The 21202-nt window shown below is 70.8% G+C and carries 21 protein-coding genes; 17 read left to right on the forward strand and 4 right to left on the reverse strand.

Features of this window, described 5'->3' with window-relative positions:
• Nucleotides 1-94: 94 nt before the first annotated feature.
• Nucleotides 95-1261, reverse strand: a complete 1167-nt coding sequence (locus GXW76_RS12060) for a serine hydrolase domain-containing protein (RefSeq protein ID WP_246514157.1) — start codon at nt 1259-1261, stop codon at nt 95-97.
• Between the two features lie 129 nt (nt 1262-1390).
• On the opposite strand from GXW76_RS12060, the gene GXW76_RS12065 reads away from it, so the two are divergent.
• From GXW76_RS12065 to GXW76_RS12105, 9 genes are all read left to right on the forward strand, one after another.
• Nucleotides 1391-2770: a class II 3-deoxy-7-phosphoheptulonate synthase gene (locus tag GXW76_RS12065; protein WP_211862273.1), complete on the forward strand. Its 1380-nt coding sequence runs from the start codon at nt 1391-1393 to the stop codon at nt 2768-2770.
• A gap of 86 nt (nt 2771-2856) precedes the next feature.
• Complete coding sequence (locus GXW76_RS12070; protein ID WP_211862301.1) at nt 2857-4005, forward strand: beta/alpha barrel domain-containing protein; 1149 nt, start codon at nt 2857-2859, stop codon at nt 4003-4005.
• Nucleotides 4002-4886: a DMT family transporter gene (locus GXW76_RS12075; RefSeq protein ID WP_211862274.1), complete on the forward strand. Its 885-nt coding sequence runs from the start codon at nt 4002-4004 to the stop codon at nt 4884-4886. The genes GXW76_RS12070 and GXW76_RS12075 overlap by 4 nt, the downstream gene beginning before the upstream one ends.
• 34 nt (nt 4887-4920) lie before the next feature.
• Nucleotides 4921-6585: an NAD+ synthase gene (locus GXW76_RS12080; protein WP_211862275.1), complete on the forward strand. Its 1665-nt coding sequence runs from the start codon at nt 4921-4923 to the stop codon at nt 6583-6585.
• Entirely contained in the window at nt 6582-6965 is a 384-nt protein-coding gene (locus tag GXW76_RS12085) for a hypothetical protein (RefSeq protein ID WP_211862276.1), read from the forward strand. The genes GXW76_RS12080 and GXW76_RS12085 overlap by 4 nt, the downstream gene beginning before the upstream one ends.
• Nucleotides 6962-7270, forward strand: coding sequence for a hypothetical protein (locus tag GXW76_RS12090; protein ID WP_211862277.1), 309 nt, complete (start codon nt 6962-6964; stop codon nt 7268-7270). The genes GXW76_RS12085 and GXW76_RS12090 overlap by 4 nt, the downstream gene beginning before the upstream one ends.
• Nucleotides 7267-8601 (forward strand): glutamate--tRNA ligase, encoded by a 1335-nt coding sequence (gltX, locus tag GXW76_RS12095; RefSeq protein WP_211862278.1) that lies wholly within the window; start codon nt 7267-7269, stop codon nt 8599-8601. The genes GXW76_RS12090 and gltX overlap by 4 nt, the downstream gene beginning before the upstream one ends.
• A 141-nt stretch (nt 8602-8742) precedes the next feature.
• Complete coding sequence (gene cysS / locus GXW76_RS12100) at nt 8743-10167, forward strand: cysteine--tRNA ligase (RefSeq protein WP_211862279.1); 1425 nt, start codon at nt 8743-8745, stop codon at nt 10165-10167.
• 7 nt (nt 10168-10174) lie between these two features.
• Nucleotides 10175-11014, forward strand: coding sequence for an RNA methyltransferase (locus tag GXW76_RS12105; RefSeq protein ID WP_211862280.1), 840 nt, complete (start codon nt 10175-10177; stop codon nt 11012-11014).
• A 52-nt stretch (nt 11015-11066) separates the two neighbouring features.
• Here GXW76_RS12105 and GXW76_RS12110 read toward each other — a convergent pair whose 3' ends face one another.
• The gene (locus GXW76_RS12110) at nt 11067-11267 is read right to left on the reverse strand and encodes a hypothetical protein (RefSeq protein ID WP_211862281.1); all 201 of its coding nucleotides are present in this window, start codon (nt 11265-11267) and stop codon (nt 11067-11069) included.
• Nucleotides 11268-11467: 200 nt separating this feature from the next.
• Here GXW76_RS12110 and rpsD point away from each other — a divergent pair, with 200 nt between their 5' ends.
• Nucleotides 11468-12085 (forward strand): 30S ribosomal protein S4, encoded by a 618-nt coding sequence (gene rpsD, locus GXW76_RS12115; protein ID WP_211862282.1) that lies wholly within the window; start codon nt 11468-11470, stop codon nt 12083-12085.
• 106 nt (nt 12086-12191) lie between these two features.
• Nucleotides 12192-12833, forward strand: a complete 642-nt coding sequence (locus GXW76_RS12120; protein WP_211862283.1) for a class I SAM-dependent methyltransferase — start codon at nt 12192-12194, stop codon at nt 12831-12833.
• Here the strand turns inward: GXW76_RS12120 and GXW76_RS12125 are convergent.
• Nucleotides 12812-13861, reverse strand: coding sequence for a DUF4214 domain-containing protein (locus tag GXW76_RS12125; RefSeq protein WP_211862284.1), 1050 nt, complete (start codon nt 13859-13861; stop codon nt 12812-12814). The two genes, GXW76_RS12120 and GXW76_RS12125, sit on opposite strands and share 22 nt — an antisense overlap.
• Before the next feature lie 113 nt (nt 13862-13974).
• Between GXW76_RS12125 and GXW76_RS12130 the strand changes: the two genes are divergently transcribed.
• The 6 genes from GXW76_RS12130 (at nt 13975) to GXW76_RS12155 (ending at nt 19325) form a co-directional block, all read left to right on the forward strand.
• Nucleotides 13975-14658, forward strand: coding sequence for a GntR family transcriptional regulator (locus tag GXW76_RS12130; protein ID WP_211862285.1), 684 nt, complete (start codon nt 13975-13977; stop codon nt 14656-14658).
• A 41-nt stretch (nt 14659-14699) separates the two neighbouring features.
• Nucleotides 14700-15221, forward strand: a complete 522-nt coding sequence (locus GXW76_RS12135) for a cysteine dioxygenase family protein (RefSeq protein ID WP_211862286.1) — start codon at nt 14700-14702, stop codon at nt 15219-15221.
• An 84-nt stretch (nt 15222-15305) separates the two neighbouring features.
• The gene (locus GXW76_RS12140) at nt 15306-16196 is read left to right on the forward strand and encodes a DMT family transporter (protein ID WP_211862287.1); all 891 of its coding nucleotides are present in this window, start codon (nt 15306-15308) and stop codon (nt 16194-16196) included.
• Complete coding sequence (locus GXW76_RS12145) at nt 16193-17500, forward strand: NAD(P)/FAD-dependent oxidoreductase (protein ID WP_211862288.1); 1308 nt, start codon at nt 16193-16195, stop codon at nt 17498-17500. Before GXW76_RS12140 ends, GXW76_RS12145 begins: the two co-directional genes overlap by 4 nt.
• Nucleotides 17493-18344: a hypothetical protein gene (locus GXW76_RS12150; RefSeq protein ID WP_211862289.1), complete on the forward strand. Its 852-nt coding sequence runs from the start codon at nt 17493-17495 to the stop codon at nt 18342-18344. The genes GXW76_RS12145 and GXW76_RS12150 overlap by 8 nt, the downstream gene beginning before the upstream one ends.
• A 6-nt stretch (nt 18345-18350) precedes the next feature.
• Nucleotides 18351-19325, forward strand: coding sequence for a hypothetical protein (locus GXW76_RS12155; RefSeq protein WP_211862290.1), 975 nt, complete (start codon nt 18351-18353; stop codon nt 19323-19325).
• Between the two features lie 7 nt (nt 19326-19332).
• Here the strand turns inward: GXW76_RS12155 and cysN are convergent, their stop codons facing one another.
• Nucleotides 19333-21201 (reverse strand): sulfate adenylyltransferase subunit CysN, encoded by a 1869-nt coding sequence (cysN, locus tag GXW76_RS12160; RefSeq protein ID WP_211862291.1) that lies wholly within the window; start codon nt 21199-21201, stop codon nt 19333-19335.
• Nucleotide 21202 lies beyond the last annotated feature (1 nt).

Consider the following 21202-nt stretch of genomic DNA (forward strand, 5'->3'; position numbering starts at 1 on the left):
GGCGGCGCCCATGCAGAGCGGCACGGTGTGGGTGATCGTCCTCTTCATGATCATGTTCGTCATCATCGTGTCGAAGCTGTGAGGACGGGGCGCGTCACGCCACCCCGTTCACCCGCGCCTCGAACCCGCGGAACAGGTCCACGGCCTTCGCGTCGAAGAAGGGCATGATCTGGGTGAGGAACACGCCCGCCGTCCCGCGGCCGTGGTCGATCCAGTAATAGGTGTTGGCCAGCCCCGCCCAGGCCAGCCCGCCGGCCGAGCGCCCCTGCGGCGTCGGCTTCCGGTTCACCAGGAAGGACAGCCCCCAGCCGCAGGGCAGGCCGGGGAAGAAATCCACGTCATTGGTCGCCGCCGGCACGGCGGAGGCCAGCGGCGTGACGGAGAGCGGCCCGATCTGGTCCCGCGCCATCTCGGCGACCGTCTCGGGCTTCAGGAAGCGTTCCTTCCCGTGCCGCCCGCCGTTCAGGATCATGCGGGCGAAGGCCAGGTAGTCCCTCGCGGTCGAATAGAGCCCACCGCCGCCCATCTCGAATTCCGGGTCCTGCGGGACCTCGAACTCGATCGGCGCCAGGCTGCCGTCGGCGGCGCGCGCATGCACCGAGGCGAGCCGCGCCCGCATGTCGTCGCGCAGGCGGAAGGCGGTATCGGCCATGCCGAGCGGGCCGAAGAGGCTTTGCTCCAGATGGGCGCCGAGGCGCTGCCCCGTCGCGGCTTCCACCATCTTGCCGACCCAGTCGATGCCGATGCCGTAGGTCCAGCCCTCGCCGGGGTCGAAGAGCAACGGCAGGTTCAGCGCGGCATTGCGGCAGGTGGTGATGCCGGGGGTGCCGGTCGCCTTGCGGAAGCGGACGATCTCCGGGCTCCACATGTCGTAGGCGAAGCCGGAGGTGTGGGTGAGGAGGTGACGCAGGGTCACGGCCCGCTTCGGTGCGCGCAGCAGCGGCTGCCCGGCCGCGTCGAAGCCGGTCAGCACCTGCACGCCGGCCAGGGGCGGCACGACGTCCCCCGCGGGCGCGTCCAGCCGCAGCCGGCCGGCCTCGACCAGCCGCATGGCCGCGGTCGCGACGATCGCCTTGGTCATGGAGGCGATCCAGACCACCGTGTCCGGCCCCATCGTCTCGGGCGCGCCCAGCCGCCGCACGCCGTAGCCGGCCGCGAACCCGGCTTCCTCCCGCCCGCCGGCGGCGACCACGACACCCGGCACCTGCCCGGCCTGGACGGCGCCCTGCATGAGCAGCCCGATCGCGTCGCCGCGGTCCATCACCATTCCTTCCTCGCATCGGCATGCCGCACATGGCGGCCCCGACAGCCTCGCACGGCGGCGGCGCTTCCCCCAGCCCCGCCAGGGCGTCTATGGTCCAGGGCCTTAGTTGGAGGAGAGTGCCAAACGATGACCGCGCGAGGCTGGAGCCCGGAAAGCTGGCGGGCGATGCCGATCCGGCAGGTGCCGGAATACCCCGATCCGGCGGCGCTCGCCGCGATGGAAGGGAAGATCGCGCGATTTCCGCCGCTGGTCTTTGCGGGCGAGGCGCGCCGGCTGAAGGCCGCGCTGGCCCGCGCCGGCGACGGCGAGGCCTTCGTCCTGCAGGGCGGGGATTGCGCCGAGAGCTTCTCCGACTTCACCGCCAACATCATCCGCGACACCTTCCGGGTGCTGCTGCAGATGGCCGTGGTGCTGACCTTCGGCGGCTCGGTGCCGGTGGTGAAGCTGGGCCGCATGGCCGGGCAGTTCGCCAAGCCGCGCTCGAGCGATACCGAGACCAAGGACGGCGTGACCCTGCCCTCCTACCGCGGGGACATCATCAACGGCCCGGACTTCACGCCCGAGGTCCGCATCCCCGACCCGGCGCGCATGGAATTCGCCTACATGCAGTCGGCCGGCACGATGAACCTGCTGCGCGCCTTCGCGACCGGCGGCTACGCCGACCTGCACCATGTGCACCGCTGGAACCTCGGTTTCGTCGCGCGCAGCCCGCTCGCGGACCGCTATGCGGACCTCGCGCAGCGCATCGACCAGACGCTGAGCTTCATGCAGGCCTGCGGCATGTCGGACCTGCCGCAGGTGCGCGAGACGGATTTCTACACCAGCCATGAAAGCCTGCTGCTGCCCTATGAGCAGGCGCTGACCCGCGTCGATTCCACCACGGGCGACGCCTATGCGTGCTCCGCGCATTTCCTCTGGATCGGCGACCGCACGCGGCAGCCGGAGGGCGCGCATGTGGAATTCCTTCGCGGCGTGAAGAATCCGATCGGCATGAAGGTCGGCCCGTCCATGGACGCGGACGAGCTCGTGCGCCTGACCGAGATCCTGAACCCCGCGAACGAGAAGGGGCGGCTGACGCTCATCTCCCGCATGGGCGCGGAGAAGGTGGAGACGAGGCTCGCCCCGCTGGTGCGCGCGGTGCAGAAGGCCGGGCGCAACGTGGTGTGGCTGTGCGACCCGATGCACGGCAACACCACCACCGTCGCCGGCTACAAGACCCGTGCCTTCGACGCCATTATGGGCGAAGTGCGCGGCTTCTTCGACGTGCACGAGGCCGAGGGCACCATCGCCGGCGGCGTGCATGTCGAGATGACGGGCAGCGAGGTGACGGAGTGCCTCGGCGGCGCGCACCGGCTGAGCGAGACGGATCTCTCGGCCAACTACGCCACATCCTGCGACCCGCGGCTCAATGCCGAGCAATCGCTGGAACTGGCCTTCCTGATCGCCGAGGAGCTGAAGGCCCGCAAGGCGGCCGGCCTGGCGACACCGGCCCAGGCCGCGCAGTGAACGAGCCGGCCGCGCTCGGCGGCGCCACGCTCGGCGCCGCGCTCGCGACAGGCGTTGCGCGGCGGGAAGGCCCCGCCGCGGCGCCGTTGGACACGGACGATGCGGTCATCACCGCACGGACGGATTCCTACTTCAACCGCACCAAGGAGATCGTCGCCCGCTTCGGCGACACCCGCGTCACCTATGCGATCTTCCTGCGCCGCCCGGTCGTCTCCGCGCCGAGGCTGATGCTGGATTGGCTGCGCGCCGTCGCCGCCGCCCGCGGCGTGGATGTGCGCATCGAACTGATGCACGAGGAAGGCCAGTGGGTCGGCGCGGGCGACCCGCTGCTCTACATCACCGGATCCCTGGTCGGTCTCTCGGACCTTGAGACCATCCTGCTGCAGAAGCTCGGCGCCGCCTGCGTCGCCGCGCACAATGCCTACCAGATGTGCGTCGAACTGCCGCAGGTCGCCTTCCTGGCCATGGAGGCCCGGCACTGCGCGGGCGCCGAGATGCAGGAGATGATGGCCTACGCTGCCTCCGTCGGCAGCCGTGCGGCGCAGAAGGAAGGGGCCAAGGGTTTCGTCGGCAACGCCAACGACATGACGGCGCACTGGTTCGGCCAGAAGGCCGGCTATGGCACCATGCCTCATGCCCTCATCGGCTACGCCGGCACCACGGTGCGCGCGGCGGAGATGTTCCACGAAACCTACCCGGACGAGCCGCTGACGGTGCTGGTGGACTATTTCGGACGGGAGGTGACGGATGGGCTTGCCGTCGCGCGCCGCTTCCCGGAACTGGCCGCGGAAGGGCGGCTCGCGATGCGGCTCGACACCCATGGCGGGCGCTTTCTGGAGGGGCTCGACCCGGCGGAATCCTATGCCGTGCTGGAACGCCATTCGCCGGGCGCCATCCGTCGCTACCGCAGCGAGACGGAACTCCGCCACCTTGTCGGCACCGGCGTCTCCGCCGCCGCCATCTGGAAGATGCGGGAGAAACTGGACAAGGCCGGCTTCCCGAAGGTGCGCATCATCGTCTCGTCCGGCTTCGGCGTCGGCAAGTGCCGCGTCATGGCCGAGACAAAGGCGCCGATCGACGTGGTCGGCACCGGCTCCTTCATCCCCGACGCCTGGAGCGAGACCTACGCCACGGCGGACATCGTGGATTATGACGGCACGCCGCGGGTGAAACTCGGCCGCGAGTTCCTGCTGCGGCACGAGAAGGCACGGAAGAAGAACGGCGGGCCGGGTTGAGCGCCACGGGCGCGGCGGCCCGGGATCGTCGCAAAGGCTGGGCCGCCGCGCTGGGCGTCCTGGCGATCTGGGTGGGGTTCCAACTCGTCGGCCGCGTCGCCGTCAGGCAGGACTTCACGCCCTGGGACATCGGCGCCCTGCGCTATGCGGGCGCCTTCCTGCTCGCGGCGCCGATCGCCTGGCGGGTGGGGGTGCCGCGCATCCCGCCGGTCCGTTTCGCGGCGGTGATGGCGACGGCCGGATTCGGCTTCCCGCTCTGCGCCTATCTCGGTTTCGCCCATGCCCCGGCGGCGCATGGCGCGGTGATCATGTCGGCGGGCCTGCCGGTGGCGACGACCATCCTCGCCTGGGCACTGTTGCGGGAGGCGGCGGGCAGGCGCCGGCTGGCGAGCCTCGGCGCCGTCGTCCTCGCTGCCCTTCTGCTGGCCGCGGACGGGCGCGCGAGCCCTCCCGGGGCCTGGATCGGGGACCTGTTCTATGCGGCCGCCTCCTTCTGCTGGGCGGGCTATACGCTGCTGGTCAGGCGCTGGCGCCTCCCGGCGCTGGGAACGACGCTGCTGATCGCGCTGGCCGGTGCGCCTGTCTTCCTGCCGGTCTGGTGGCTGGCCCTGCCATCGAACATGGCCGCCGCCCCGCCGGGCGAGGCGCTTTTCCAGATGGTCTATCAGGGCATGTTGGCGAGCGTGACCGCGGGCTTCCTCTACACCACGGCGGTGGCACGGATCGGGCCGGGGCCGACCACGCTTGTCGGCGCCCTGGTACCCGGGCTGGTGGCGCTCGCTGCCTGGCCCCTGCTCGGCGAGCCGCTCGGCCTGCCGGGGATGGCCGGGGTGGTGCTGGCCATGGGCGGGATGGCGCTCGGGGTCGCGAGGGCGCGTTGACCCCCACCGGGCGCCTCCCTAGGTTCCGCCGATCATGGCCGACACGCTGAAGATCGCGCTCGCGCAGATCAACCCACACGAAGGCGCGATCACCGCCAATGCGGACCGCATCCGCCGCGCGAGGGCCGAGGCCGCGCGCCTGGGCGCCGACCTGGTGGTCACGCCCGAATTCTCCATCGCCGGCTACCCGCCCGAGGACCTGGTCAAGAAGCCCGCCTTCGTCACCGCCTGCGAGGAGGCGATCGCCGCCCTGGCGGCCGAGACGGCGGATGGCGGGCCGGGCATCGTGCTCGGCGGGCCGTGGCGGAACGGGGACCTGCTGCACAATGCGCTGTTCCTGCTCGACGGCGGGCGCATCGTCGCGCGGCGGGCGAAGCACGAACTGCCGAACTACGGCGTCTTCGACGACAAGCGGGTGTTCGACGCCGGGCCGGCGCCGGGGCCATTGCCCTTCCGCGGCTTCCGTCTCGGCCTGATGATCTGCGAGGACTGGTGGCTCCCCAGCGTCTGCGAGACGCTGTGCGAAACGGGCGCCGAGATCCTTCTCGCCATCAACGGCTCGCCGTTCGAGGCGGAGAAGCATCAGGCGCGCGTCGATCTCGCCGTGCATCGCGTGGTCGAGACGGGCCTCGGCTTCGTCTTCGTGAACCAGGTGGGCGGGCAGGACGAACTGGTCTTCGAGGGTGCGTCCTTCGTGATGAACCCCGACCGCTCGCTCGTCCATGTCATGCCGATGTTCGCCGAGGATGTGCGCCTGACCGAATGGCGCCGCGACGGCGACCGGCTGGTCTGCGCACCCGGCGCCATCGCGCCCGCGGTGCCACGGCTCGAGCAGATCTACGGTGCCATGGTGCTCGGCCTGCGCGACTATGTGGGCAAGAACGGCTTCCCGGGCGTGGTGCTGGGGCTGTCGGGTGGCATCGATTCGGCCATCTCGGCTGCCGTCGCGGTGGATGCGCTGGGGGCGGACCGCGTTCGCGCGGTGATGATGCCTTCGCCCTACACCACTGCGGAAAGCCTGGAGGACGCGGCGGAATGCGCGCGCCTGCTCGGCATCCGCTACGAGACGATCGGCATCGGCCCGGCGATGGATGCCTTCAGGGGCATGCTGGCGCCCGCCTTCGGCAATCGCGCCCCGGACATCACCGAGGAGAACATCCAGTCCCGCATCCGTGGCGTGACGCTGATGGCGCTGTCCAACAAGTTCGGCGACATGCTGCTGACCACGGGCAACAAGTCCGAGATGTCCACCGGCTACGCCACGATCTACGGCGACATGGCCGGCGGCTATTCGGTGCTGAAGGACGTGTACAAGACGACCGTCTTCGACCTTTGCCGCTGGCGCAACGCGCATGTGCCCACTGGCGCGATGGGTCCGGCCGGACTGGTGATGCCTGAGCGCGTCATCACCAAGCCACCCTCGGCGGAACTGCGGCCCGACCAGAAGGACGAGGACAGCCTGCCGCCCTATGCGGTGCTCGATGCCATCCTCGAAGGGCTGGTCGAAGGCGAGAAGTCGGTCGATGCGCTGGTGGCCGAAGGCCATGACCGCGCCATCGTGCTGCGCGTGTGGAAGCTGCTGGATCGCGCCGAATACAAGCGCCGGCAGGCACCGCCGGGGGTGAAGATCACGCCCCGTGCCTTCGGCCGCGACCGCCGCTACCCCATCACCAACGGTTTCACGGCGCTGGTCACATGAGCGAGGAATTCGAGGCCGACATCTTCCCGAGCGGCGAGTACGCCGTGCAGATCATGGACCTCTCCGGCGCCAACAGCGCGGAGCCGGTCGAGACGATCCGCGGCTTCCTGACCATCGAGCACGCCAATGCATTCGCCCGCCGCTACGTGCGCGATTCCGTCGAGCGCTGCCGCGCGCCGAGCATGGACGCCAAGGCCGTGCTCGACGCCTGGTTCGCCTATGGCGAGGATGCGGAAGTGCTTGGCGCCGGCGACGACGCCTGGGTGAGCCGGTCGGAACTCAAGGACTTCGCCGACACGCCAGTCAGCGACCCCGAGGAGCGCAACTGGCGCATCCTCGACCCGCGCCTCGACGAGGACGAGGTGGAGGACGAGCCGTGAGCACCTTCCAGGTGCTGTGCGGCGACTTCGCCAACTACATGGACCCCGAGGAGGAGTGGACGGTCGATGGCTTCCGCACCGCGGAAGACGCCGCCGAATACGCCCGCCGCTTCATCCGCGACCAGGTCGAGCACCTCCGCCCCGAATACGCGGACGCCGAGGCGCTGAAGCAGGCCTTCATGGCCTTCGGCGAATACGCCATCGCGCCCGGCTTCGAACTGGAAGCCTGGCTCGCCCACTGCATCGCCAATCCCGCCGCCCGCAAGGCGGACACCGACTATCAGGCGCTCGATCCCAACGCATGAAACTCCGCTTCGCTCCTTCTCCGACCGGGTTGCTGCATGTCGGCAATGCCCGCGTCGCCATCGCCAACTGGCTGCATGCGCGCCGGCATGGCGGCGCCTTCCTGCTGCGCCTGGACGACACCGACCTCGAACGCTCGAAGCCCGAATTCGCCGCGGCGATCGAGGAGGACCTGCGCTGGCTCGGCCTCGACTGGGATGAGCGCGTGGCGCAGTCCGACCGTCTGGACCGCTACGCCGCTGCCGCCGAACGTCTGAAGGCCGCCGGCCGCCTCTACCCCTGCTTCGAGACGGAGGAGGAACTCGCCTACAAGCGCGAGCGTCGCCGGCGGGAGGGCAAGCCGCCGCTCTACGACCGCGAGGCGCTGCGCATGACGCCCGAGCAGGTCGAGCGCGCCATCGCCAACGGCAAGCAGCCCTATTGGCGCTTCAAGCTGTCGATGCGCCCGGTCGGCTGGCGCGACCTCGTGCTGGGCGAGCGGAACGTGAAGCTCAGCGCGATATCCGACCCGGTGCTGATCCGCGCGGACGGTTCGCCGCTCTACACCTTCACCTCGGTCGTCGATGACCTGGAGATGGGGATCACCCACATCGTCCGCGGCGAGGATCATGTCACCAACACCGGCATCCAACTCGACCTCTATGAGGCCCTTGGTGGCAATCCGGCGCGGCTGGCCTTCGCTCACCTGCCGCTGCTGACAGACGAGGAAGGTGGCGCGCTGTCCAAGCGCCTAGGCTCCATCTCGCTGCGCCATCTGCGCAAGGATGGGATCGAGCCGGCGGCACTCGTCGGCTATCTTGCCGCGCTGGGCACCTCGGCCGATCCGGTGCCGGGGATGCCGCGGGACCTGGCGCCCGCCTACGACATCCCCCGCGTCTCCCACGCCACCGCGCGCTTCGACACCCGGCACATGCTGGCCCTGAACCGCCGCGTGCTGCACGAGGCGCCCTTCGATACGGTGCGCGACCGACTGCCCGAGGGCGCGGACGAGACCTGGTGGCTTGCCGTGCGCGGCAACCTCGACCTGATGCGGGAAGCCCGCCACTGGTTCGACATCGTCCGCGGCACCATCGTTCCGCCGGTGCTGGAGGGGGAGGGAGCCTTCCTCCACGCCGCGCTCGAGGCCCTGCCGCCCGAACCCTGGGACAGCGCTACCTGGGCCGCCTGGACCGGGGCGCTGAAGGAGGCCACCGGCCGCAAGGGCAAGGCGCTTTTCCTGCCGCTCCGCCTCGCCTTGACCGGGGAGGAGCATGGCCCCGACCTCGCCACCCTCCTGCCCCTGATCGGGCGCGAGAGGGCGGCCTTCCGGCTGCGGCTATCAGCCGGCGCTTGAACCGGACGGCCGGAGCGGGCATGAAGAAGCTCATGTCCGCGTCCAGGCCCCGCGCGTTCGCGCTCTGTCGCTGAACCGCCCCTTCGGGGAAGGGCCTTCCCCGCGCGCCTGCACGACACCCACTTCCCCCGCCGGACCGCCATGACCGACCTCTACATCCACGACAGCGCCGCGCGGACAAAGCGCCGCTTCGAGCCGATCGATCCGACCCATGTGCGGATCTATGTCTGCGGCCCGACGGTCTACGACCTGGCGCATCTCGGCAATGCGCGGCCGGTCGTGGTGTTCGACGTTCTGGCGCGGCTGCTGCGGCGGCGCTACCCCAAGGTCACCTACGTCCGGAACATCACGGACGTGGACGACAAGATCAACGCGCGGAGCCGCGAGAGCGGCGAGCCGATCGCCGCCATCACCGCCCGCACCACCGAGGACTTCCACCGCGACATGGCCGCCCTCGGCGCCCTGCCGCCGGATGTCGAGCCGCGCGCGACCCAGCACATCGGCGAGATGATCGCGCTGATCCAGCGCCTGATCGCCAACGGCCACGCCTATGCCGCCGACGGGCATGTCCTGTTCAGCGTGCCGTCCTTCCGCGACTACGGGAAACTCTCGGGCCGCAGCACCGACGAACTCCTCGCCGGCGCGCGCGTCGATGTCGCGCCCTACAAGCGCGATGCCGGCGACTTCGTGCTGTGGAAGCCTTCGGACGAGAACACGCCGGGCTGGGACAGTCCCTGGGGCCGCGGGCGGCCGGGCTGGCACATCGAATGCTCCGCCATGTCGTGGAAGCATCTCGGCGAGGAATTCGACATCCACGGCGGCGGCCACGACCTGATCTTCCCGCACCACGAGAACGAGCTCGCGCAATCCGTCTGCGCCTTCCCAGGCCACGGCTTCGCCCGGTACTGGATGCACAACGGCATGCTGCTGGTGAACGGGGAGAAGATGTCGAAGTCGCTCGGCAACTTCCGCACCGTGCGAGACATCCTCGCCGAAGGGCCGTGGGCCGGGGAGGCCTTCCGTCTGCTGCTGCTGCGCACGCACTATCGCCAGGCGCTCGACTTCACGATGGATGCGCTGCGCGAGGCGAAGGCGGAACTCGACGACCACTACGCCATGCTCTCCCGCGCGCCGGAGGCGCCCGGCGGCGGCGCGATTTCACACCTCGCGGACTGGGTGCTGGCGCCGCTGCTGGATGACCTCAACACGCCGCTCGCGCTAGCCCGCCTTCGGGATCTTCGCACACTGGAGAACGCGGTGACGGTGGGCGGCTCGCCGGCGGTCGCGATGGAGCGCGCCGGCCTGTCCGCGCCGCCGGCCCCCGGTGTCGCTGCCGCCGCCTTCCGCGAGGCCGCGGCGGTTCTTGGCGTCGCGATCGGCGACCCGGCGGCCTGGCTGCAGGGCGGCGCAGACGACGCCGCCGAGGTCGAGGCCGCCATCGCTGCCCGCCTTGCCGCCCGCAAGGCGAAGAACTGGGCCGAGGCGGACCGCATCCGCGACGATCTCAAGGCCCAGGGCGTCCTTCTCGAGGATGGCCCCGGCGGCACCACCTGGCGCCGCGCGTGACGCCGCGATGACCGGCGGGCGAAAGGAAGGCCGGGCGAGGCTGACGCCGCCGGCAGGCGAGACGCCCATCATCGTGCTCGTGCGGCCGCAGATGGCGCGCAACATCGGCTCGACGGCGCGGGCCATGGCCAATGGCGGGCTTTTCCACCTGCGGATCGTCGCTCCGCGCGACGGCTGGCCGCAGCCGGATGCCTATCCATCCGCCTCGGGCGCCGATGCCATCCTGGACGCCGCGCAGGTCTTCCCGACCGTGGCGGAGGCCGTCGCCGACTGCCACCGCGTCATGGCGACCTGCCCCCGCCCGCGCCATATCGTCGTCCCTGTCCGCACGGCCCGCGCCGCCGCCGAGGACCTGCGGGAGATCGCGTCCCGCAACTTGCGCTCCGCCGTGCTGTTCGGCCCCGAACGCGCGGGGCTCGAGAACGAGGACATGGCCTGCGCCGACACGCTGGTGCGTTACCCGCTGAACCCCGAGCACATGTCGCTCAACTTGGCGCAGGCGGTGATGATTCTCGCCTATGAATGGTGGACGGCAGCCGAGCCGACGCCGCCGCGGGTGCTGATGACCAACGAGACCCGCGTCGCCACCAAGGGTGAGCTGGACGGCTTCCTGAACCGACTGATGGCCGAGCTCGACGCGACCGGCTTCCTCGACAACCTGGAAAAGCGCCCGGGAATGGTGCGGAACCTGCGGCATTGGTTCCAGCGCGGCGAGGTGACGGAACAGGAACTCCGCACCTTGCATGGCGTGGTGACGGAACTCTCCCGCGGCCGCATGCGCCGCGGCCGCCCGGATAAGGACGATGCCCTGCCGCCGTGGCAGGTCGAGGGTTCCAAGGGCCCTTAGGCCCTTGGCGGGTCCAGGGCGGCGCCCTGGCGGGGTCCGCGGCGAAGCCCCGTCAGACCTTCGCCGCCAACCTCCGCGCGAGCAGGTATCCGAGCCCGCCGCCCGCCGGTGCCGCCGGCAGTGCCAGGGCCCAGCCGGCATGGCTGCCGTTCAGCACCAGCGCCAGGCCGGCATAGAGCAGCAGCCCGCCCACCAGGCTGCCGACCACGCCCGCCGTCAGGCCGAGCACCAGAATCTCTTCGCGCGTCACCATGGCGGCGGAGTAGGGGCCTCGGGCGTGGTTTGACAAGCCCGGGCCGGGCCCCCTATAGCCCGGCCTCCTTCCGGGAACGCGGACGGGCCTTCGGGGCCCGCGCCCGCCGCCGCCCATGACGGGCGGGGGCCTACCGGGACAACAGCCCTCCGGGGCATAGTGAAGAAGGCCCGCACGCGCAAAGCGGCGGGATGCAGCGCATGACCAAGCGCGCCGAATCCAAGTACAAGATCAATCGCCGCCTCGGCGTCAACCTCTGGGGCCGCGCCAAGTCCCCCATCGCCAAGCGTGAATACGGCCCCGGCCAGCACGGCCAGCGCCGCAAGCAGAAGCCGACCGACTTCGGCGTGCAGCTGATGGCGAAGCAGAAGCTCAAGGGCTATTACGGCAACATCGGTGAGAAGCAGTTCCGCAAGTACTACGAGGAAGCGGTGCGCCGTAAGGGCGACACCTCGGAGAACCTGATCGAGCTGCTGGAGCGTCGCCTCGATGCGGTGATCTACCGCATGAAGCTGGCCGTCACCCCCTTCGCAGCGCGCCAGTTCGTCAACCACGGCCACATCACCGTGAACGGCAAGCGGGTGAACATCCCCTCCTACCTCGTGAAGGACGGCGACCAGATCGAGGTCAAGGAGAAGTCGAAGCAGCTCGTGGCCGTGCTCGACGCCGCCCAGAGCGGCGAGCGCGACGTGCCCGAGTACATCGAGGTGGATCACCGCGCGATGCGCGGCAAGTTCCTCCGCGCGCCGAAGCTCTCGGACGTGCCCTATCCGGTCCAGATGGAACCGAACCTCGTCGTCGAGTTCTACAGCCGCTGATCTCTGCAGGGGCCGGCCTTCGGGCCGGCCCTTTCCTTTTCCGGCGCTGCCGCCGGCTGCTTTGCGCGGGCCCGGCGGACATGCCGGGAGGGAGGGTTCCGCCGAGATGAGCGCCACCGCCCCGGACGAAGCGCCGGAATTCCACTGGGACTGGTTCAGCCAGCACATCCCGGCCTGGCGGTCCCTGTTCTCCACCATCCAGCCGTTGCCGCGGAAGATCCTCGAGATCGGATCCTTCGAGGGGCGCGCCACCTGCTTCATGCTGGAGCACGTCCTCGCGCCCGACGCGCCGGGCGAGGTCCATTGCGTCGACACCTGGGCCGGCGGCGTCGAGCACAGCGCCCTCCCAATGGAGGAGGTGCACGCGCGTTTCCGGCGGAATGTCACCCTCCTCGTAGGGCGCCTGCCGCAGCACCGTGTCGTCATCCATCGGCGCACATCCTTCGATGCCATGGTCCGCCTGATCGCCGAGGGCCATGCCGGCACCTTCGACTTCGTCTATGTCGATGGCTCCCACCAGGCGCCCGACGTGCTGGAGGACCTGGTGCTTTCCTTCCGCCTGTGCCGGAAGGGCGGCGTCGTGATCTGCGACGACTACTTCTGGCAACGCCAGAAGCCGGGCGAGGAGGACGTGCTCGACTCGCCGAAGCTCGCCATCGACTCCTTCACCAACCTGTTCCGGCGGCGGCTGCGCTTTCTCTCCCGCATGTCGGGCCAGCAGCTGGCCTACCGCAAGACCGCCGACTGACCTCCCTCGCCGCAGCCGTCGCGCCTCGCGGCACTCGCCTGGCGTGCGCGGAACTCACCGCTTTCGGCGAAGCGCTGCAGCATATCCGCTGGCGCGAGCGTGCCCTCCGCCAGGGCGACGGCATGCATCGTGAGGCCATCCGGCGTCGGCGACCGGCCGAGTAGGCCGCGATAGACCGCATCGACGAAGCCCAGCGGGTCGAGCGACCAGGACGCCCGCGGCGCGTTGCCTGGCGCGCCGTGCGCCTTCCTGGTCGCGCTGGTGCGCGCGGCCTCGTAGACGATGCGGTCCAGCCGCGTCAGCCGATCCAGTCCCGCCCGGATTGCAGGCGTGAGGGGTTCCGGCGCCGGTGCTTCGCCGAGCCCCGGCGGCGGATTGTCGCGGGTATTGAGCCAGCCCGGATCGGAGCCGGGCGCCATGCCCGTCACCGCGCAGATGCGCCGGTAGAGTGCCGGCAATTCCTCCACCAGCCCGACGGCGTCGCAGGTGGTGAGGTTGGCGAGTGCGCCGTCCACCACCTCCTGCTCCGGAAGACGTCTCGCCTTGCCCTGCGCGGCCGCCGGCGTCACCCAGGAGCCGTCAGGCGCCACCAGCGCCGGGCCGAAGATCTGGCGCGCCATGGCGTTGTCGATCGCGGCGCGCACCTGCGGCTCGGGAGAGAGCAGGAAGCCGAGCAGGTCCTTCTCCATCGCTTCGCGCAGTTCCGGCAGCGACGGGTCCCGATGCCGCTTCCAGAAGGCGTAGAGGCTGAGGATCCGGCCCACCGGCTCGCGCAGCGCGGTCACCACGCGCAGCGGTCCGGGCAGCAGGACAGCGGCCGAGAACCGCGTGTGCCCCGAGACGAAGCGGATGCGCGAGGCCGGCACCAGCGCATCGCGCCAGTCGGCGGGGCCGACGACGTGCGCCACGGCCTCCGGCGGGAAGTGCCGGGCAAGCGCCGCATGGAGGGAGGTGCCGCCGGTCTTCGGCACATGCAGGAAGACGAGCCGCATGTCCGGGTCCGCAGGCGGGGTGCACTCCGGGGTCATGTGGCGTTCCTCGTGCGCGCAGGGCCGGTGTGGGCTTTCGTGAGGAACGGTGCTTGAGCCGGCGCAACGATCGTGTCAACATTGAACTGACATGTCAGATGGCGTTCTCTCCGATGTCTCATCTACGGCCGGTTGACGGCCCGCCTCTGCTGACCGACCAGGCGACCGGCATCCTCCGGCGCGACATCCTGACGACTCGGCTCGCCCCCGGGGAGACCGTCTCGGAAGGTGCGACCGCGCAGCGCCTGGGCCTCGGCAAGGCACCCGTGCGCGCGGCGCTCGCGCGGCTGGCGGAGGAGGGCCTCGTCCTCTCCGTTCCCCGCCGCGGATGGGTCGTCTCCATGGTCACGATCCGCGACATCCACGAGGTCTTCGACCTGCGCCTGCTGCTCGAGCCCGAGGCCGCGCGCCGCGCCGCGGGGCGGGCCGATGGCGCGGTGCTGGCGCACCTCGATGCCGTCTGCGCCGCCGGCTACCGGCCGGAGGACGAGGAGAGCGCGCTCGCCTTCCTCGACGCCAACCGGGCCTTTCACGTCGCCATCGCCGACCTCTCCGGCAATCTGCGCCTGGCGCGCGTCATCGGCCGGCTGCTCGACGAGAGCACCCGCATGCTCGTGCTTGGCTTGCGCCGCCGCGATCGCACCGGGGAGATGGCGCACGAGCATGCCGAGCTGGTGAAGATGCTCGCCGACGGCCGCGGCGCCGAGGCCGCAGCCCTGATGCACGAACAGGTCGCGGCCAGTCGCGACATGGTGCTGGCGGCGCTGACGGCCCCCGATGCGGCCATCGCCGTATGACCGTTTCCCCCGCAACCGAGCCGCAGCCAAAGGAGCAAGCCATGAACGCCATCGCCGCCCGCAGCAGCCTCGACGCCATGGTGGCGGGCATCGCCGCCGCGCTTCGCCGGGCGCCGGATGACCCCTCCGCCGCGGTGGCGGAGGTGCTCGGCGCCCATGCCGCCGACGCGCTGCTGCTGGCCGGCCATGATTGCCCCTGTCGTGCCGAAACCTACATCCGCCACCTGCTGCACGAGGATGCGGAAGGCGGCTGGGCCGTCGCCGCGCTGGTGTGGCGGCCTGGGCAGATGTCCCCGGTGCACGGCCACCATGTCTGGTGCGCGGTCGGCGTGCATCACGGCGTCCTGACCGAGACCTTCTACGAACCCTGCGCCGGGAACCGCGCGCCCACTCCCTGCGGCACGGTGCTGCGCCGCCCGGGCGACACCACCTTCGGCCCGCCGCGGCCTGACGCGATCCATCGCCTGGCCAATCTCGGCACCGAGACCGCTGTCTCGATCCATGCCTACGGCCTGCCCTATGGCCGCTTCTGCAGCGACCTGAACCGCGTCCTCGCGGCCTGATCCGCGACGCCGGCGCGGCGGCATGCCTGATCCGCTCCGGTCCGCCGTATCGCGGCGCGGCGAGGCAGGGCAGGCTCGCCGGCGATGAATCCGAAGATCCTGCTGGGCCTTGCGCTCGGCGTCGCCTCCTCGGTGATCTGGGGCGGTCATGCCGTGGTGGCGCGACCGGCCCTGGCCGGGCAGGGCTTCCATCCGCTCGACCTTGCCGCGTTCCGCTACGTGCCGGCAGCGCTGATTCTCGCGCCACTGGCCTGGCGGGCACGGGATGCGCTGTCGCGCGTCGGCTGGCGCCGCGTGCTGCTGCTCGCCACCTTCGGCGGGGCGCCGAACCTGCTGCTCTTCCTGTCGGCACTGGTCTTCGCCCCGGCGGCGCATGGCGGGACCATCGCGCCGATGACCGTGCCGATCGCCGGCGCGCTTCTCGCCATTCCTCTCATCCACGAATGGCCGAGCCGCGGGCGCGCCATGGCGCTCGGCATCATGGCGGCGGGCGTGCTGATGATCGGCTGGGACGGCGTCGCCGGCGCACACCCCGGCGCCTGGCGAGGGGATATCCTGCTGCTGCTCGCGGGCTCGACCTGGGCGGTGTTCACCCTGCTGCTGCGCCGCTGGCAGGTGCCCGCCATTCCGGCCACGGCGGCGGTCACGATGGTTTCGGCCGCCGCCGTGCTGCCGGTCTGGCTGCCCTGGCGGGCGGCAGAGGTGCTTGCCTTGCCGCCCGGATCGATCCTGCTGCACCTTGCGACCCAGGGGCTCCTGCTCGGTGCTCTCGCGATGTTCCTCTATGCGCGGGCGGTGGAGTTGCTGGGACCCACGCGCGCAGCCACCCTCTCGATCATGGTGCCCGTGACCGCCCTGCTGCTTGCCGCGCTGCTGCTCCACGAATCCATCTCGCTGCTGCAGGGGCTGGGCGCCTCCCTGGCTGCCGGCGGCATGCTGGCAGCCGTGCTGTTCACTGGAAGGAAGGCGGGATGAACGCCACCACCCCCCCCATGCCGCCGAGTCTTTGGGCCGCCAGCGCCCCGCCCGCGCCGCCGACCGTGCCGCTGGCGGGTGACGCGCGCACCGGTGTCGCGGTGGTCGGCGGGGGTTTCACCGGCCTCTCGACCGCGCTGCACCTGGCCGAGGCGGGTGTGCCTGTCACGCTGCTCGAGGGCGCCGAGATCGGCTGGGGCGCCTCGGGCCGCAATAACGGCCAGGTCATCCCGACACTCTCGCGGCTCGACCCTGACGAGATCGCCGCCGCCGTCGCACCCGAACATGGCGGCCGCGACAAGGGCGAGGAACTCGTCGCGCTGATCCGCGACAGCGCCGCGCTGACCTTCGACCTGATCCGCAGGCACGGGATCGAGGCCGAAGCCGTGCAGAACGGCTGGATCCAGCCCGCGCATCGCGAAGCACGCCTGCGCCTGTCCGAGAAGCGCGCCGAGCAATGGGGCCGCCGCGGCGCGCCGGTGCGCATGTATTCCCGCGCGGAGATGGCGAGCCTGACCGGCACGGACCACTGGTTCGGCGGCTGGGGCAATGCGACCGGCGGGCGCATCAATCCGCTCGGCCTCGCGCGCGGGCTCGCCGCTGCCGCGATCCGGGCCGGCGCCGTGGTTCACACGGGCAGCCCGGTCCAGGCCATCCGCCAGGTACCGGGCGGATGGGCGCTGGACACGCCTCGCGGCACGCTGACCGCCGAGCGCGTGGTCATCGCGACGCACGCCTATACGGGGGATTTCTGGCCGGGGCTGAAGCGCACCATCGTGCCGGTGCGGTCGTACCAGATGGCGACCTCGGTCCTGTCCGACAACATTCGCCGGACCATCCTGCCCGAAGGCCATGCGCTGTCGGACACGCGCGGCGATCTCTACTTCTACCGCTTCGACGCGAACGGAAGGCTCGTCACCGGCGGCGGGCTGATCGTGCCCTTCGGCTGGGAGGGCCGCATCCGCGCCCGCATCACCGAGCGCGTGCGCCGCGTGTTTCCGCAGATCGGCGAGGTCCGCTTCGACTACGTCTGGTGGGGCTACGTCGCCGGCACCGCGGACCGGATGCCGCATGTCTATGAACTCGCCCCTGGCATCCTGTCCTGGACGGGTTGCAACGGTCGTGGCGTGGCACTGGCGATTGCGCTCGGGCGCGAGTTCTCGCGCGCCTTCACGGGCACGCCGCTGAAGCAGATCGCCGCGCCGGTCGAGACACGGCTGCGTACCATCCCCGGCCACGCCTTCCGCGCGCTCGGCATCGCCTGGAACGTCGCCAAGCTGCGGCGCATGGATGCGCGTGACTGAGGTCGCACTCGCCACCTCCATCCCCCCGCGCATGCGCCGCCCTGGGCCGGGCGGGGAGGATGCAGGGCCCGCTTGGCGTACCGCCTGCCTCGCCTCCTGGGCAGCGCCCGGCTGGCGCGTGGTGACGGTCAACCCGGCGGAGGAATTCGCCGCGCTCGGTGCATTGCCGCCGGAGATCGGGACCGCGAACGCCGCGCCCGGTGTCGCTGACGTGTATGGCCGAGCGGGCACCTGGGTCGGGGATGCGCTGGCCCGTGCGGTCTCCACCGGCGCGCCTGTGGTCGGTCTGGTCAATGCCGACATCCGCCTCGACCTCAGGCCGGCGCGTCGCGCGGCGCTGGCGGAGCGCGCGTCTCGCGCCATGCTGGTCTGCAACCGCATGGATGTCGGCCATGCCGCCCAGGCCGCAGGGCCGTTCTACCGCTACGGGTACGACCTCGTGCTGATGCCGCGGGAGATGGCGGGGCGGCTGGCGCTCGACGGCTTCGCGCTCGGTGTGCCTTGGTGGGACTACTGGGTGGTGCTCGATGCGCTGCTGCAGGACCTTCCGGTCCAGGTCGTGCAGTGCGACGGCATCCGTCACCTGGCGCATCCGCAGGCCTGGAATCAGCCGGCCTGGCGCCGGGCGCTGGGTGTGCTGATGGCCAATCTCGGCCCGCGCCGTGCGGCGCTGGAAAGGCTTGGCATGGGCGCGGTGGCGGAGGCGGTGGCCGACCTGCTCCTTGCCATCGCGCCACGCGAGACGGAGGGATATCCCCTGGACGACATGATGACGGTGGCAGGCACGCGCTTCGGCATCGAGATCGTCCGCTTGGCCGAGCGCCGCGCCTGGCGGCTGGACTGAGCGGCGATGGACACCGGACCCTGGAATCGCCGCTTCGTGCACGATCTGCTCTTCGCCACCGAGGGCAGCGGCTGGCATGAGCCAGAACTCAAGGACAGCATCGGCTTCCGCTGGAGCGGGCCAGGATATTTCTCGATCCTGCGCGTTCCGGCGCCGGCCGGTGCGGGGCGGGGGGAGGCGCATCTTCTGCTCTCCCCGAGCGAGCCACTGCCCGCGGTCGTCGTCTTCCTCAACGGTCGCCGGCTGGAGGTCATGCAGCGACGGCTCGGCACCTTCGGCGTGCTGGATTTCGCCTGGGACGCCGCGGCGATGGCCGGCGAGGCGCGGGCCGAATTCTGGTTCCACGCTGAGCGGCTGCAGCGCCTGCCCGCTCCGGGTGAGCGCATGCGCAGCGTTGGTTTCCGGCTCTCGACCCTCGCTATCGAGCCGGCGGCGGCAGGCCCGGCGCCGGCGGGCGAGGCGCTGGCCCTGATCGCGGGAAGCCGCTTCCTGCGGGACCGCCTGCACGTCGCTGCCGGCCGACCGCGCCTTGCCTTCCGCTCCGATGGCGAGGCCCGGCTGCTCGAGATGCGACTGGAAGGCGCGCGCCTCGGGCCGTCCGCGCAGCCGCATCTCACCCTGGCGCTGAGGGCAACGGCCGATGTCATGGACCTCGCCCTCGCGGCGCCGGGAAGGCCGGCACTGGCCCTTCATCAGGGCGTGGCGGGCCGGCTGGCGCTGCCAGAGGGGCTCTCGCCGCGCGATCGGCTGCTCGTCGCGCGCCTCCTCGCCACCTTGCCCGAGGCCTTCGGCCGCTGGCTGGACGAAGCGATGACGGGCGCGGCGCCGGATGCCGAATTGCTGGCCTTCTGGCGCCGCGGCCTGGCGCGGCTGGCGCGCGGGGGCGAGGGCTTCCTCGCCGCCGCCCTGGCCGACGGGCCGGACCCCTTCGCCGAGGATCCGGCACTGCCCTTCGCCTGGCCCGCACAGGTGCCAGGCTGAGGCTCTGTCAGCAGGCGATGCCGGCGGCGCGCAGGCGCTCCAGCACTTCTTCCGCGCAATCCTCGGGCGTGCGCCCCGCGGTCAGGATGTGCAGCTCGGCGTGTTCCGGCGCCTCGTAGGGGCTGTCGATGCCGGTGAAGTTCTTGATCTGCCCGGCCTGCGCGCGGGCATAGAGGCCCTTCGGGTCGCGCGCCATGCAAGCCTCGATCGGCGTGTCGACGAAGACCTCGGTGAACTCGCCGGGGCCGAGCAGGTCCCGCACCATCCGCCGCTCCGCCCGGAAGGGCGAGATGAAGGAGCAGAGCACGACCATCCCGGCATCGACGAAGAGCTTCGCCACCTCGCCGACGCGCCGGATGTTCTCGACGCGGTCCTCGGCGGTGAAGCCGAGGTCGCGGCAGAGCCCGTGGCGGATGTTGTCGCCGTCCAGCGAGTACGTCGGCCGCCCGGCGCGGTGCAGCGCCTGCTCGACGATGTTGGCGATGGTGGACTTGCCGGAACCCGACAGGCCTGTGAACCACAGCACCATCGGCGTGTTGCCGACGAGGGCCGCCCGTGCCGCCTTGTCGATCGTGAAGTGCTCGTGGTGGATGTTGGACGCCCGCCGCAGCGGGAAGGCCACCATGCCCGCGCCGGCGGTGCGGTTCGTGAAGCGGTCCACCAGGATGAAGGCGCCCGTCGCGCGGTTGTCCGCGTATGGATCGAGCGGGATCGGCTGGCCTGCGGAGAAGTTGCAGAAGCCGATCTCGTTCAGCGAGAGGCGCCGCGCCGCGTGCTCCTCCAGCGTGTTCACGTCCACCCGGTGGCGGATGGAGGTGACCGAGCATGGCGTCCAGATGTTGCCGATGCGCATGAGGTAGCCACGCCCGGGCAGCATCGCCTCCTCGTCCATCCACAGCAGGTGGCCGGCGAACTGGTCGGCGACGGGCGGGCGCTCGGCGGAACGGACCAGGATGTCGCCGCGCGCGACGTCGATCTCGTCCTCGAGCGTCAGCGTCACCGCCTCCCCGGCCTCGGCGGCGGGCAGGTCGCCGTCGGCGGTGACGATGCGCGCGATGCGCGACGTCTTGCCGGAAGCCGCCACCACCACCTGGTCGCCCGGCGCAATGCGCCCGCTGGCGATCGTGCCCGCGAAGCCGCGGAAGTCGAGGTTCGGCCGGTTCACCCACTGCACCGGAAACCGGAAGGGCCTGGCCGCGAGGTCCTGGGAGACGTCGACCGTCTCGAGGTGCTCGAGCAGCGTCGGCCCGTTGTACCAGGGCATGTTGCCCGAGCGCGACGTCACGTTGTCCCCGTAGCGGGCGCTGATCGGCACCGGCACGATGGAACGGAAGCCGAGTTCGGAGGCGAAGGTCACGTAGTCGCCGACGATGCGGTCGAAGGTGTCCTGATCGAACTTCACCAGATCGATCTTGTTCACCGCGACGACGATGTCGCGGATGCCGAGCAGCGAGCAGATGTAGGAATGCCGCCGCGTCTGCGTCAGCACGCCCTTGCGCGCGTCGATCAGGATCACGGCGAGCGAGGCGGCGGACGCACCCGTCGCCATGTTGCGCGTGTACTGCTCATGGCCCGGCGTGTCGGCCACGATGAAGGAGCGCCGCGGCGTCTGGAAGAAGCGGTAGGCGACGTCGATGGTGATGCCTTGCTGGCGCTCGGCCTCGAGCCCGTCCACCAGCAGCGCGAGGTCGATGTCGTCGCCCGTGGTGCCGTGCTTGCGGCTGTCCCTGGTGATGGCGGCGAGCGTGTCCTCGAAGATCAGCTGGCTGTCGTAGAGCAAGCGCCCGATCAGCGTGGACTTGCCGTCATCGACCGAACCGCAGGTGAGGAAGCGCAGCAACTCGTGCTGCTGCTGGCGGAGGTGGCGATGCGGCATC

It is taken from the genome of Neoroseomonas soli (genome assembly GCF_018129065.1).
Taxonomy (GTDB): Bacteria; Pseudomonadota; Alphaproteobacteria; order Acetobacterales; family Acetobacteraceae; genus Neoroseomonas; species Neoroseomonas soli.